This is a genomic window from Nocardia inohanensis NBRC 100128, from assembly GCF_001612945.1.
Lineage (GTDB): Bacteria > Actinomycetota > Actinomycetes > Mycobacteriales > Mycobacteriaceae > Nocardia > Nocardia inohanensis.
In genome coordinates this window covers 23,281-36,626 of record NZ_BDBK01000009.1, presented here as the reverse complement: position 1 = coordinate 36,626, position 13,346 = coordinate 23,281, and the positions used below count along the sequence as shown (strand labels likewise).

12 protein-coding genes are annotated in these 13,346 nt (G+C 67.9%); 5 read left to right on the top strand and 7 right to left on the bottom strand.

Going from position 1 to position 13,346, the window contains the following annotated elements; translation table 11 throughout:
* Window positions 1-102: 102 nt before the first annotated feature.
* Together NI1_RS19675 and NI1_RS19670 are read right to left on the bottom strand one after the other, a co-directional pair.
* Window positions 103-1,464: a M20/M25/M40 family metallo-hydrolase gene (locus NI1_RS19675; RefSeq protein ID WP_067822843.1), complete on the bottom strand. Its 1,362-nt coding sequence runs from the start codon at window positions 1,462-1,464 to the stop codon at window positions 103-105.
* Entirely contained in the window at window positions 1,461-3,116 is a 1,656-nt protein-coding gene (locus NI1_RS19670; protein ID WP_067822840.1) for a CocE/NonD family hydrolase, read from the bottom strand. The genes NI1_RS19675 and NI1_RS19670 overlap by 4 nt, the downstream gene beginning before the upstream one ends.
* A gap of 174 nt (window positions 3,117-3,290) precedes the next feature.
* Between NI1_RS19670 and NI1_RS19665 the strand changes: the two genes are divergently transcribed.
* Window positions 3,291-5,324 (top strand): WD40 repeat domain-containing serine/threonine protein kinase, encoded by a 2,034-nt coding sequence (locus NI1_RS19665; protein ID WP_067822837.1) that lies wholly within the window; start codon window positions 3,291-3,293, stop codon window positions 5,322-5,324.
* Here the strand turns inward: NI1_RS19665 and NI1_RS39895 are convergent, their stop codons facing one another.
* Together NI1_RS39895 and NI1_RS19655 are read right to left on the bottom strand one after the other, a co-directional pair.
* Window positions 5,325-6,239 (bottom strand): oxygenase MpaB family protein, encoded by a 915-nt coding sequence (locus NI1_RS39895; protein WP_067822834.1) that lies wholly within the window; start codon window positions 6,237-6,239, stop codon window positions 5,325-5,327. It abuts the gene before it with no gap.
* A gap of 114 nt (window positions 6,240-6,353) precedes the next feature.
* Complete coding sequence (locus NI1_RS19655; protein WP_067822832.1) at window positions 6,354-6,698, bottom strand: VOC family protein; 345 nt, start codon at window positions 6,696-6,698, stop codon at window positions 6,354-6,356.
* A 209-nt stretch (window positions 6,699-6,907) separates the two neighbouring features.
* Between NI1_RS19655 and NI1_RS19650 the strand changes: the two genes are divergently transcribed.
* From NI1_RS19650 to NI1_RS19645, 3 genes are all read left to right on the top strand, one after another.
* A complete protein-coding gene (locus tag NI1_RS19650; RefSeq protein ID WP_067822829.1) occupies window positions 6,908-7,774 on the top strand; it encodes a sigma-70 family RNA polymerase sigma factor in 867 nt (288 codons plus the stop codon).
* A gap of 155 nt (window positions 7,775-7,929) precedes the next feature.
* Window positions 7,930-8,097, top strand: a complete 168-nt coding sequence (locus tag NI1_RS38015; protein ID WP_157535214.1) for a hypothetical protein — start codon at window positions 7,930-7,932, stop codon at window positions 8,095-8,097.
* Window positions 8,098-8,263: 166 nt separating this feature from the next.
* The gene (locus NI1_RS19645) at window positions 8,264-8,698 is read left to right on the top strand and encodes a TY-Chap domain-containing protein (RefSeq protein ID WP_157535213.1); all 435 of its coding nucleotides are present in this window, start codon (window positions 8,264-8,266) and stop codon (window positions 8,696-8,698) included.
* Window positions 8,699-8,725: 27 nt separating this feature from the next.
* On the opposite strand, the gene NI1_RS19640 is transcribed toward NI1_RS19645, so the two are convergent.
* The 3 genes from NI1_RS19640 to glnA form a co-directional block, all read right to left on the bottom strand.
* Entirely contained in the window at window positions 8,726-9,622 is an 897-nt protein-coding gene (locus tag NI1_RS19640) for a tyrosine-protein phosphatase (protein WP_245663311.1), read from the bottom strand.
* Between the two features lie 208 nt (window positions 9,623-9,830).
* A complete protein-coding gene (locus tag NI1_RS19635; RefSeq protein ID WP_169815598.1) occupies window positions 9,831-10,604 on the bottom strand; it encodes a hypothetical protein in 774 nt (257 codons plus the stop codon).
* Between the two features lie 236 nt (window positions 10,605-10,840).
* On the bottom strand, window positions 10,841-12,277 hold the full coding sequence (gene glnA, locus NI1_RS19630) for a type I glutamate--ammonia ligase (RefSeq protein WP_067822820.1): 1,437 nt from the start codon (window positions 12,275-12,277) through the stop codon (window positions 10,841-10,843).
* A 394-nt stretch (window positions 12,278-12,671) separates the two neighbouring features.
* Between glnA and NI1_RS19625 the strand changes: the two genes are divergently transcribed.
* Window positions 12,672-13,202, top strand: a complete 531-nt coding sequence (locus tag NI1_RS19625; protein ID WP_067822817.1) for an RDD family protein — start codon at window positions 12,672-12,674, stop codon at window positions 13,200-13,202.
* Window positions 13,203-13,346 lie beyond the last annotated feature (144 nt).

Below are 13,346 nucleotides of genomic sequence, written 5' to 3'. Positions count from 1 at the left end.
GTGCTTTTGGCCGGGATCCACACGCCCACTGTGTGGATTCCCGCCAAAAGCACGCGGGAATGATGGGGCGGGTACACGCGGGAAGGATGGGGCGGGTATCGGTCAGGCTGTGGCGAGGCGATCGATGAGGAGGCGGTTGAAGGTGATGAGGCGGGCGTAGTTGAGGCGGGAGATGCGCTCGTCGGTGCCGTGGATGCGGTCCAGATCGGCGGAGTCGACGACGATCGGGGCGAAGTTGCAGCGGGTCTCGGCGAGATCGTCGTAGTAGCGGGAGTCGGTGGCGCCGGGGACCAGGCCGACCGTGACGGCGATGCCGGGGACGACCGCGCGCGCGATCTCGGCGACGAGGTCGAAGTCCGGCCCGGCCGCGGGCGCGGGGGAGGGTTCGGAGGTGATGCCGGTCAATTCGATGACGATCTGGTTGTCGCGCACCACCCGGCGGCAGTGCTCGAGCACGTCGGCGACCGAATCACCGGGCAGGATGCGGAAATTCACGAAGGCTTCGGCGCGCTGCGGGAGCACATTGGATTTCACGCCGCCGTGGATGACGGTCGGTGCGGTGGTGGTGCGCACCAGCGCCTCGGTCTGCGGCCGCGCGGCCAGCACGCGCGTCACGGCCGGGCCCGCGATTCCGATCAGGCCGAGCAGGGTGCGGCGGGGTTCGGCCATGAATCCGCGCAGCCGGGTGAGCATGTCGAGCGTGACCGGGGTCAGCCGCAGCGGGAACGGATGATCCTGGATCCGCGCCACCGCGCGCGCCAGCTGCCCGACCGCCGTCTGCTTGCCCGGCATGGAGGAATGCCCGCCCGGGGCCGAGATCGACAGGCGCACGGTGGCGAAACCCTTCTCGCCCACCATGATCGTGGCCACCGGCTGGTCGATGCCGTCGGCGACGCCGGTGGTGATGACGCCGCCTTCGTCGAGCAGCAGGCCGGTCCTGATCCCCGCCTCGCGCAGCTTTCGCGATATCGCCCGCGCCCCGTGCGTGCCGTTCACCTCTTCGTCGTGCCCGAACGCCAGATACACGGTCTGCCTGGGCCGCACCCCGTCCCGCAGCGCCGCCTCCACCGCCTCGAGGATCGCGATCACCCGGCTCTTGTCGTCGATCGCCCCACGGCCCCAGATGAATTCGTCATCCACCACCCCGGCGAACGGCGGATGCGTCCAGCCGGACTCGTCATCCACCGGCACCACATCCAGGTGCGCCAGCAATATCGCACCGACCCGGTCCGGAGTCTCGCTGCCCGCCCATCGATACAGGCGGCTGTGCCCGAAGGTCTCCAGTTCGAGCTGGGCGTGCACCAGCGGGAAGGTCCGCTCGATGAACTCGGCCAATCGATCGAACTCCGCCGGGTCGTCCGCGGCGGGATCCTCATGCGAGATGGTCACGCAGCGCAGCGCGGTGGCCAGCCGCTCGGCGGTGGCATCGTCCACGAGCTGGGTGGCGGGCGCGGTAGCGGTCATCGGGTGCCGGTCCGAGCCGGGAAGTCGACGGTCACCATTGCATTGTTCAGCAGATCCAGCGGCAGCGTGGCCGACTTCTCATTGCGCCACTTGATGACGCCCTCGGTGGCCTCGCCCGGCAGGTCGGGCGTGCGGACCGTGGTGAGCAGCGGCAACCGCACCTGCGCGGCGCGCACGGTCACCTTCGCGAAGGCGGGGGTGTGCGACCAGACGTCGTCGATCACGTCGGTGATCCGGAATCCGATGCGATGCCCGGCCGGGATCGGCCAATCCTGGGCCAGCATGCGGATTTCCGTGGTCGCGGCGACCGGTGCGATACCGCGGGTGATGACGGTGGAGCGGCCGTCCGGCGCGATATCGGAGACCTCGATTGCGGCCGTCGCCTGCGCGGGACCGTCCAGGCTCAGCGTCGCGGTGGCGATGCCCGAGAAATGCTGATCGTCCGGGAGCGGCTGGCTGATCGACCACAGGTCGCGGTCCGCGCCGCCGACCAGGCCGCGATCGGTGTATTCGCCGGCGCGCAGGCCGACTGTCACCGGGGCCGAATCGGCGGGTGGCCATTGGGTTTCCGAACGCCACCCGCCATCGAACTGGCTGACCGTGATGCGCGGTCCGGGCACGGTCACGTCCTTGCCCGCCACATTGCGGTCGAAGAACGCCAGCAGTTCGGCATCGAAATTCGTGGCGCCGCACTTCTCGTGGCAGGTGCGGTGACCCCACTGGCCGAACCAGGCGCGATGATCGCCGGGGCCGAGCCCGTTCCACAGCTGGAAGACGCGATCGGCCTTGGTGTTGTAGTCGGTGAACCCCTGGCCCAGGAACAGCGGGATGGTGTTTCCCCGCAAGCGCGGCACCAGATCCCGGTCCCGCCAGTACTCGGTGCCGCCGTCGTGGTTGGTGGTGTTCTCGAAATACTTTGTGTAGCAGGCGGTATCGATGGCGGTGGCGTTCAGCTTGTACTCGGCCGAATCCTCCCAGTGCGCGGGGGTGGAGGCGATGAGCAGATGTTCCAGCCCCGCCAGATCACCCGGCCGCACCCCGGATTCGGTGACCGGCTTGCCCGAGAACTTCCAGGCGATGCCCTGCATGTAGAGGTAGGAGTACGGGTCCACCACCGGTTCGAAGGCCCCGACCGCCGCCAGCCCGGCCGGCCGTTCCGCCAACCCCATCAGCCCGGTCCACGCCTCGTAGGACACCCCGAACAGCCCGACCTTCCCGGTCGACCAGGATTGCCCCGCAGCCCATTCCACCGCGGTCTTCACATCCGAGCGTTCCCCGGGCCCGCCGAAATCCGGGCAGCCGTCGGAGCCGCCGAAGCCGCGCAAATCCACGATCACATAGGTGTATCCGGCATCGATGAAGGTCTGGGCCTCCAGATTCGCGATGGACGGCCCGCCCTTCACCCGCGGCTCGGTCAGATACGCCAGATGCGCGCGGTACGGGCTCACCGTCATGAGCACCGGCGTCCGCACGTCATCGGCGAGGCCCGCCGGGCGCAGCACATCCGCGTGCAAACGGGTCCCGTCCGGCGCGGTGATGTACTCCTGCCGCCACTGATACCCCGCCTCGGCCGCCGCCCCGCCCGCCGGAACCACGACCGCACCCACCACCAGCAGCAGGCCGACGACCGCCCGCCACAACACCATCCGCATACGCACAGCATGACCTTGGTGGTCGTCCGGTCTCCGCACCAGCCCCATGAACCAGGGGACCGGCCGCCCGGTCGGCGCTCGAGCCCGGCCACCGAGATCGGATCAGGGCGGTAATATGGCCGCTCACATAGATCGACGAGGGTCGCCGGCGGGGGCGGGGAGGCGGGGACATCGGTGGCGCTCGAGCCCGGATCGCGGTTCGCCGGTTTCACGGTGATAGCGCAGGTCGGCTCCGGCGGAATGGGCGCGGTTTATCGCATGCGACATCCGCGCCGGGGTGTCGATGTGGCGGTGAAGGTGCTCGCCGCTCATGTCGGCAGCGATCCCGGAGTGCGGGCCCGGTTCGAACGTGAGGCCAGGCTCACCGCCGCGCTGCGGCACCCGAACATCATTCGCCTGCACGACTGCGGCACGGAGGGCGAAAACCCCTGGCTCGCTATGGATTTCATCGAGGGTCGGGATGCCGCCCGGCTGCTCGAGGAAGGCCCGCTGGCGATCCCGCGCGCCCTGGAAATCGTGCGTCAAGCCGCAGCCGGACTCGACCACGCGCACCGGCAGGGCATTCTGCACCGCGACGTCAAACCCGCCAATCTTTTGATCACCGACCGCTCGGGCGCGCTCCACGTGCTCATCGGCGACTTCGGCATCGCGCGCGGTCTGGACGACACCCACACCCTCACCGGCGCCACCCGCGCCACCCTCGCCTACGCCCCGCCCGAACAGATCGACGGCAAACCGGTGGACCACCGCGCCGACGTCTACGCCCTCGGCTGCACGCTGTACCACCTGCTCGCCGGTGAGATCCCGTTCCCCGCACCCACCGCCTACGCCCTCATGCACGCCCACTTCACCACTCCGCCACCGCGATTGAGCACCCGGCGCCCCGGTCTGCCCGCGGCCGTGGACGAAGTGATCGCCACCGCCCTCGCCAAGGATCCCGCCGACCGCTACCCGAGTTGCGGCGCCCTCGCCGAGGCGGCCGCGACGGCGCTCGCGTCCTCGAATGGAGCAGTGGCGCACTGGAATTCGGCCGATAGCTCAGCGGATACCTCGGTCCGGCCGACCGAGGTACTGATCGGTGTGGCGGGATCGTCGGCCGAGCGGGAATCGGTGCCCCGGAGCGGCGCGCCCGGCGAATCGGTCACGGTGATCGTGCCCGACCCAGGGCGGCGAGCCGCGGTGGAGTTGCCCGGGCATTGGGGGCGGGTGCAGGCGATCGCGTTCAGCGCGAGCGGATCGCGAGTGGCCACCGGGGGAGAGGACGGGGCGGTGCGCATCTTCGACGGGCGCACCGGTGCGCCCGTCGGGGGACCGCTGCCGGGCTTCGCGAACGCGGTGTGCGGGTTGGCATTCGGACCGGACGAGACGGTGCTCGCCGCGACCGGATGGGATCGCACCGTGCGGATATGGGATATCGACAGTGGCCTGCCGATCGGGGAGCCGATGGCGGTCGACAGCCGGCGGGCGTGGCCGGAGTTCAGCCCGGACGGCCGGCTGCTGCTCACCTCGGATCGGCAGGGGGCCGGGGTCCGGAATCTCGGTCGGGGACAGTCGTTCGCGGACATCGAGCACGGAAGCGCGCGATCGTTTCCGGACATTCCCCACGGAAGTGCGCGGTCGGTGGCGGTCGACCCGGATGGTGAGACGGTCGCGGTGGTGAGCACGGCGGGCGTGCTGGAGCTGTATTCCGGCGCGGGTGAACGCCTGTGGGTGCCACGGCAGCTCGCGCGACCCGGCACCGACCTCGCCAGGTTCGCGCCGGACGGCAGGGCGCTGCTCACCGTCACCCGGGAAGGGGCGCAGCTGTGGGATCACCGTGGTGCGCTCCGGGACCGCAGTGCCCGGCCCCTCGTCGAATTGTCCATGGACATGGTGGGTTTCGCGGTCGCGGCGTTCAGCCCCGACGGCAGCCGGTTCGCCGTGGCCAATCACGATCGCGCGCTGGTGCGGGACCTGCGGGCGGAGGAGACCGTCCGGCTCCCGCTGCCCGCCGACGGCAGCGGGGTCCGCTCGATCGCCTTCGGCGCGGACGGCGCACTGCTGGCCGTCACCATGCGAAAGGAATTGCGGCTCTGGGATATCGACGCCCGCCGCCAGCTGACCGGCCGGAAATGGTCGCCGCCCGTCGCCTTCGCCCCGGACGGCCACACGGTCGCCATCGCACAGCAGGATCGCGTCCTGCTGTGCGAGGTGCGCGATCTGCGCTGACTACACCGGCCGCAGGTTGATCATCTTGCGCAGCCGCGCCTTGTCCCGCTCCACCTTGCGCGCCTCGTAGGCGATCGGGAAGTAGCGCACCCGCTCCGGCAGCTTCGGCACGGCCCGCCCGATCACCCAGCCCAGCGCCCGCAGCGTGCGCTCGTCGCGTGCGGTCCATTCCAGTTCGAGCTTGCGCCGGATCACCTCCGGCGTGGTGCCGACGGTGAAGAAGTACTGCAACTTCCCGATCGGCGCGGTGGCCGCCCGCCACACCGGATGCAGCGCGCCCGGAATCTGCTCGGGCGGGGCGATGTTCCGGATCACCTTCAGATAGTCGTAGGCGACATCGGTCGGCACCAAATGGTTCTCGACCTGGTCCTCGAACCACGGCACCCATTCGGCGTAGCTGGCCGGAATCTCCTTGGGCGCCACCATGAAATTGCGCATCAACTGCACGACCTCCTGGTAGTACGCCTCCTTCTCGGCCTCGGTGAGCTTGGCGTCGGAGAAGTACTTGTTGCCCTCGGTGAAGGCGAAGATCGCGGTGTGCAGCACCCACGCCCACGGCCCGGACGAGAGCGCCTGATGCTTGACGCCGTGGGCGTCAGTGCTGTTGAGGGTGGCATGCATCTTCCGCAGCCGGTCCGCTTCGGCGAGCGCCTCGTCACCGCCGTAGATCCACATCATGACCGAGGCGATGCTGCGCGCCGCCCGCCCGAGCGCGTCGGTGCGGAAGGTCGAGTGCTCGTCCACCACCGCCGCGATGGAGGGCTCCATCGTCTGCAACAGGAAGGCCGATCCGGCGGTGAGGGAGAAGGTGATCAGACCGGTGTCCTCCCACATGCGGGTGCCGGGCCGGAAGGGGCGGCGTTCGGGTCGGGCTCCCCGGTCCGCAGGGTCGAGCTGCGCGACGGCGGCGGTCATGGTGATCTCCTTTGACCACAGGCTGCCGATGCGCCGTGCATCGACAGGATGAGAGAATTACTTACGAATCTTCTCATCCTATCGATGGCGTGGCAACCGTCACAGGTCAGCGGCTCACCGTTGCTCGAGCAAGCCCAATACGGTGCCGTCCACGGCATCGACCGTGGCGATGCGACGGCCGGGGCCGACCTCACGAATCGCCTCCCGTTCGGTCGCACCGGCTTCGATCAGCGCGGCCAGGGACTTCTCGATATCGCCGACATGGGCGTAAGCGACCGGGCCGGTCATACCCTTCTTGTCGCCATTGGGGTCCAAGCCGATGTCCTGGCCGTTCACGCTGTAACCCACGTAGTACTCGGTGTCCATGCTCGGTTCCTGGCCGAGCAAGGTATTGAACTGGGCTTTCGCCGCGGCCAAATCCTTGACCGGGTAGATGATGGTCTGCATTCCCTCGGACATTCGATGCTCCTTCGAGTGGTGCCGCACCGGCTGGTGCGCCGGTCACTTCCACGACCGGTCCGGGAACGGGAATGTGACAGGCCGGCGGTGCCCTGCTGCGGCGGATCCGCTGCCGCCGGTCACACTCGCCGCGCCTGCGCGGTCGTAGAGATGCGGGTGCCATCCCGTGCGCACCGGAAGGACCGGGCGGCCGGGAGGAGGCTTCGATCATGGGCAGTGGGCACGGCGACCTGGATCTGGTGGCGCGCGAATTCGAGGCGCAGCGCGGGCGATTGCGTGCGCTGGCGCAGCGCATGCTCGGCTCATCGGGTGAGGCCGAGGACGCCGTACAGGAAGCCTGGGTGCGCTTGAGCCGCTCCGAAGCCGGCGAAATCGACAATCTGGCGGGGTGGCTGACCACCGTCGTCGCCCGGGTCTGCCTCAACATGCTGCAATCCCGCAGCGTTCGCCGCGAGGACCCCCTGGACGAATTCGATGCCCCAGAACCCGCGCTCGACCCGGAACAGCAAGCGCTGCTGGGTGATTCGATCGGTGCGGCGCTGCTGGTCGTGCTCGACACCCTGCCCCCGACCGAGCGCCTGGCCTTCGTACTGCACGACATGTTCGCCGTCCCGTTCGACGACATCGCCCCGATCCTCGGCAAATCCCCCGCCGCGACCCGGCAACTCGCCAGCCGCGGCCGCCGCCGGGTGCGCGGGGTATCGGAGGTCGCCGCCGACCGCGACCGGCAGCGGCGGGTGGTCGACGCCTTCCTCACCGCCTCCCGCGAAGGCGATTTCGCCGCCCTGCTGGAGCTGCTCGACCCCGACGTGGTGCTGCGCTCGGACGCCACCGCCATCGCCACCGGCTCCGCGCCCGAGGCGATCGGCGCGCGGGCGGTCGCGGAAACCTTTGCCGGACGGGCACAGCAGGCGCGGCTCGCGCTGGTGGACGGTCTCGCGGGTTTGGTGTGGGCCCCCGGCGGCACGCCGCGCGTGGTCTTCGATTTCACGGTCACCGGCGGCCGCGTCACCGGTATCGAACTGCTCGCCGATCCGGAGCTGCTGGCCGGATTGCGTGTGGATCTGCTGGGCTGATCCGATGATTTCCGTAAATGCGGGCGCTGGAATCTTGTGCCCGTACGCGTCGGTGCGCTGATATTCACGAGAGGTTAACCAGCACCGTCGTTTCCGGTTGGAAGAATGGTCCTCCGGAGGCGATGAAATCACGAAGAGGAGTGCAGTTGAGCGCGATGGCAGCAGTCCTTCATCCGCGCCCCGGCGCGGTATTCGCCGGTGCGCGAAGCCAATTCCGGTATTTTCTGGCGCGGCACACGCTGACGCCGGGGGAGCGGGCCGAACGCCTGGCCGGATATTCGCCGATCGGAATCCTCGGCCCCGCCCCGGCCCACCGGCGGTAGCCGAACAACCGGGAGCCGCGACCGGTAACCCGGTCGGCCCGGCCGCGGCTCTCGTCGGCAGGTTGTTTCCGCAGCTGGGTGTACTCCCCGAATCTTTCGGTGACCCAGCCGATTTGACGGCGTATGATCGGCCTCGATGGGCACCCGGGGGCAAAGCGAGCAGTCAGTGACAACCGAATGGGACGCCTTCGTGCAAGCGTTGGCGCGATGTCTGGCGCACCTGCCCTCGCGCGCCACATTGATCATCGCCGCCACCGGAAATCGTTACGTGCAATTCCAGCAGTTCGATATCCGGCTCTCCGCCGAACTGACCGGCAATTACTATCTGGCCGAACCGATTCCGGAATCCGCCGCCCAGCGCCTGCGCGATCTGGGCTGGTCCGCTCCGGTACTACAGCGGGAAATCGAGAACTGGCGGCGCTCCATGCTCTGGCCCATCACGCTGAGCGGTCTCGAGGACTTCGCCCGCTCGGTCGCCGTCGGCCTGCACGACGCCCTGGGCGTCGGCTCCCCGGCCGAGCTGCGCGCCACCGGCTGGTCCGAACCATCCAGCGAAATCGACCTCAGCGCATTGGGTTCCATGGTCCGCCGCGGCGGCTGACCGGGTGGCCGGCCGCCGCGCCACACCTCAGCCGACCAGGTTCTTCCGCAACTTCAAGATGGTCGCGCCATCCAGTCCCAGACCGTTGGTCAGGAACTTCCCGAAGTCGCCGTACTTCTGCTCCACCTGCTGCACCGCGATATCCAGATATTCGTCGCGCACCTCCTGCAACGGAATCAGCAGATCCGGATTCTGCATGATCCCGGCCTGCTTCAACTGCGCTCGCAGCGCCGCGTCCGCCGCCGCCCGATACTGATTCGACAGCAGATAATCCTGTCGCGCAGTGGTTTCCGGCACGCCCACGGCCCGCAGCACCACGTACGCGGTCCACCCGGTCCGGTCCTTACCGGCGGTGCAATGGAACAGCGTCACGGTATTCGTGCCCGCCAGATCCTTCACCGTCTGCCCGAACTTGGCCAGCGCATCCGAGGTGAAGAAATTCCGGTACATATCGCCCATGATCTGCTCGGCTTTACCGTCGCCCAGCAACTCCTGCTGCTTTACCGGATCCTTGGATTGAATCGCCTGATACATCTTGGCGAACATCCCGCCGTCCTCGATCGGCCTGGACACCAAGGGAACTCCACTCGGCAATCGATCGGCCCCCAGCCCCGCGATCTCGGCCTGCGTCCGATAATCGATCACCGTCTGAATCTTCAGCGTTCCGAGCTTGGCCACATCCGCATCGGTCAGCTTCCCGAGCGCATCGGCCCGAATCATCTTGCCCGACTTGGTACTGGCCCCGTCATACGTCCGATACCCACCCATATCCCGGACGTTCACGGCGCCCTGTAAATCGATCTTGCCGGCGGTAGCCGCCACCGCGGCCTCGGGTTCGGCATGCGCGACCCCGAACAAACCGCTCGCGACGACCGCCAGCGAAATCAGCGAAATATTGATCCGTACAATTGATTTGAGTTTCACGGCCGCGACGCTAGGGGTGCTTACGCCGCCCCGGGCCCCAACTCACCGACGCACTCACTCACCGAAACCCGCGCCCCGCCCACCGGGACCCCCGCTGGACCCACCGTGCCCATCGAACTTGGATGCCCGCCCGTCGAAATCGGCGAAGCCCCACCCGCCGGCAGCGGATGGGGCTTCGCGGGAACGCCTGCGCGCTCCGGTGATCTACCTACGGCACCAGCCCGGCGGCACTCGCGCCGGCGCCGATGCCCGCCCCGGCGAGCGCACCGATGCCCGCGGCCGGCAGACCCGTGATCGCCGCGCCGATAGCTCCGCCGATGCCGGCGCCGATCACGCCCCCGGCAAGCATCGCGCCCCCGGCCACCGGAATGGCGGCGGCGAACTCCGCGGCCAGACCCGGCAGCGAGATGACGCAGGTGGCGACGGGCAGGCAGGTGGCCAGCAGCGTCAGCGACGCCACCAGCGCGGTACCCGCACCGGCCACCGCGAGCCCGGTCCCCACGCCGACACCGGCGCCGATCACCCCACCGACGACCGCGCCGACGGCGGCGGCCGGAATGCCCGCCACCGCGGCCCCGATTCCCGCACCCGCGAGCGCGGCCTCGCCGATCTTGTTCGGATCCGCGGCGATCGGCTGCGCCACAGCCGCACCAGCGCCGTCCGTGTCACCAACAGCCGCGATCTCCTCCGCCGCGGACGCGCTGCCGTTCGCCGCGACGGACGCGTATTCGCCTACGGCCGCGGCATTCTCGCGTACCTCGACGACGCTGTAATTCGCGACCGCGGCGTTCTCGACGGCCGATACCGGCTGCCCCGCAATGAATTGCACAGCGCCGAACGCGTTCTCCAGCTCGCTGTGATCGGCACGCTCGGCCGGTTCGGCCGAGGCCAGCCCCGCGCAGGTCAGCGAAACCGCCAGCGGCAACGCACCCAAGGCCGAAATACGGCCGACTTTCCCAGTTTTCGCACGATGACGCGCCAAGACTCCCCCTAGACCCTCGGAAATGCTGTATCAGACAGCATGATTCAAATAGGTTCGCCAGCCCCCGGTCAAAATTTGTGTCAACCGTCACGACGGCACTGCCCACGCTCTGACCAGCGCGAACCCGCCACAACGACGAAGCGGCGGTCACCATTGCCAGGCAATGGTGACCGCCGCTCCGGTCTACGTACTACCGCGTATCGAGCCCGAATCAGGCGCGAACGCGCAGCTTCGATTTAGACGTCGAAGTACAGCTCGAACTCGTACGGGTGCGGCCGCAGGTTGACCGGGGCGATCTCCTGGGTGCGCTTGATGTCGATCCAGGTCTCGATCAGGTCCTCGGTGAACACGCCGCCCTCGGTGAGGTACTCGTGGTCTTCCTCGAGCTTGTCGATGACCGACGCCAGCGAGGTGGGGGCCTGCGGGATGTTCTTGGCCTCCTCGGGCGGCAGCTCGTAGAGGTCCTTGTCGACCGGCGCGAGCGGCTCGATCTTCTTCTTGATGCCGTCGATGCCGGCCATCAGCATGGCGGCGAAGGCCAGGTACGGGTTACCCGAGGAGTCCGGCGCGCGGAACTCGATGCGCTTGGCCTTCGGGTTGGAACCGGTCACCGGGATACGCACGGCAGCCGAGCGGTTGCGCTGCGAGTACACCAGGTTGATGGGGGCCTCGTAGCCCGGCACCAGACGGTGGTAGGAGTTGACGGTCGGGTTGGTGAACGCCAGCAGCGACGGGGCGTGGTGCAGGATGCCGCCGATGTAGTGACGCGCCAGATCCGACAGGCCCGCGTAGCCGGCCTCGTCGTGGAACAGCGGCTTGCCGTCCTTCCACAGCGACTGGTGGGCGTGCATGCCCGAGCCGTTGTCGCCGAAGAGCGGCTTCGGCATGAAGGTAACGGTCTTACCCTCCTGCCACGCGGTGTTCTTCACGATGTACTTGAACAGCTGGAGGTCGTCAGCGGCGCCCAGCAGCGTGTTGAAGCGGTAGTTGATCTCGGCCTGACCGGCGGTGCCGACCTCGTGGTGGCCGCGCTCCAGCTCGAAGCCCGCGTTCTGCAGGTTGGTCGAGATCTTGTCGCGCAGGTCGACGTAGTGGTCGTACGGGGCAACCGGGAAGTAACCACCCTTGTTGCGCACCTTGTAACCACGGTTCGGGGTGCCGTCGGCGTTGTACTCCGCGCCGGTGTTCCAGGAGCCGGAGATCGAATCGATCTCGTAGAAGGCACCGTTCATCGCCGAGTCGTAGCGGATCGAGTCGAAGATGTAGAACTCGGCCTCGGCACCGAAGTAGCAGGTGTCCGCGATACCGGTCGAACGCAAGTAGTCCTCGGCCTTACGCGCGATGTTGCGCGGGTCGCGGGAGTAGGCCTCGCGGGTGAACGGGTCGTGCACGAAGAAGTTCAGGTTCAGCGTCTTCGCGGCCCGGAAGGGGTCGATCCGAGCGGTGCTGAAGTCGGGCAGCAGCAGCATGTCCGACTCGTCGATGGACTGGAAGCCGCGGACGGAGGAGCCGTCGAACGCCAGGCCCTCTTCGGCGAGATCAGCGGTGAACGCCTTCGCCGGGATCGAGAAGTGCTGCTGCACACCGGGAAGATCGGTGAAACGTACGTCGACGTATTCGACCTCCTCTTCCTTGATGTACTTGATGACCTCGTCGGCCGTGCTGAACGCCACTTAGTACTCCTTACGGATCGGTTCCCAGCCACTGTTGACTGCATGGGTTCACTGCGACCAGACGGTATGGACGCGGTGTTTCCCTGCAATCAAGACTGTGTTTCGCCAGTGTTACACGTACTGCTGGCCGGGGGTTCGGCGGTGCCCCCGGTGTGGCGGAGCCGCCGCGGCAGTCGTCGAGCAATGCATGACCAGCACCGACATCCTGCCATCGACCTGCGCCGAGACACCGCTAAGACTCCGAAAAGATAGGGGTCTTACCGTGTGTCGGCCAGCGTTGGTGAGAATCCTCACCAACCGGGCAGCAACCCGGCTAACCGGTAACTCTAGCGTTGCTACACATATACGGAATGCCGATCGATCCGATGCGACAGCGCCGCTTAAGCTGGACCCCATGGCACGCATCACCGGCTCGTGGTTGTCCGGACCGAACGCCGAATCCGGAGACGACGCACCCGGTGACTATCAGGGCAAGGATCTCGGCCTGCCGCCGTCGGGCGTCGGTGCGCTCGCCCCCATGACGCGGCGCGTGCTGGCCTTCGTGGCCGACTGGTTCATCTCGATGGGCTTGGCCGCCATCATCGTCCGGCCCGATCCGGAAGCCCGCATCGCCCGGATGGACATCCCCGCCGGCCAGAATCCGCCCAGCAATTTCGAGGCGATCGTCGGCGCGCTCTCCACCCCCACCCTGCTGGTCTGGTTCGCGCTGGGCATCATCGCCGTCACGCTGTTCGGCTTCACGCCCGGCCAATACTTCCTGCGCCTGCGCGTCTCCCGCGTCGACGCCGACGCCCCCGTCGGTTTCCTGCGCGCCCTGGGCCGGCAGCTCATCCTGCTGTTCGTGATCCCGGCGCTCTTCACCGACGGCGACGGCCGCGGCATGCACGACCGGGCTACCGGTACGGCCCTCACCTATATCCGCTGATCCCCGCTATTCGGCGCTACCGGATCGAAACCGTGGCGTTCGGATGTTCCTGCCGGTGGCAGTGGGAAAGTAGTTGGCGAGATGTAGCCGAACGTTCACCGCTTGTTGCTTTCGATCGGTATGGTGGCGGCCGTCTGCCGCGAA

Bases quoted from the DNA above. Each gene is read 5' to 3' on its own strand.
- NI1_RS19675 (WP_067822843.1), bottom strand. From the start codon at position 1,464: ATGACCGCTACCGCGCCCGCCACCCAGCTCGTGGACGATGCCACCGCC.
- NI1_RS19670 (WP_067822840.1), bottom strand. From the start codon at position 3,116: ATGCGGATGGTGTTGTGGCGGGCGGTCGTCGGCCTGCTGCTGGTGGTG.
- NI1_RS39895 (WP_067822834.1), bottom strand. From the start codon at position 6,239: ATGACCGCCGCCGTCGCGCAGCTCGACCCTGCGGACCGGGGAGCCCGA.
- NI1_RS19655 (WP_067822832.1), bottom strand. From the start codon at position 6,698: ATGTCCGAGGGAATGCAGACCATCATCTACCCGGTCAAGGATTTGGCC.
- NI1_RS19650 (WP_067822829.1), top strand. From the start codon at position 6,908: ATGGGCAGTGGGCACGGCGACCTGGATCTGGTGGCGCGCGAATTCGAG.
- NI1_RS38015 (WP_157535214.1), top strand. From the start codon at position 7,930: ATGGCAGCAGTCCTTCATCCGCGCCCCGGCGCGGTATTCGCCGGTGCG.
- NI1_RS19625 (WP_067822817.1), top strand. From the start codon at position 12,672: ATGGCACGCATCACCGGCTCGTGGTTGTCCGGACCGAACGCCGAATCC.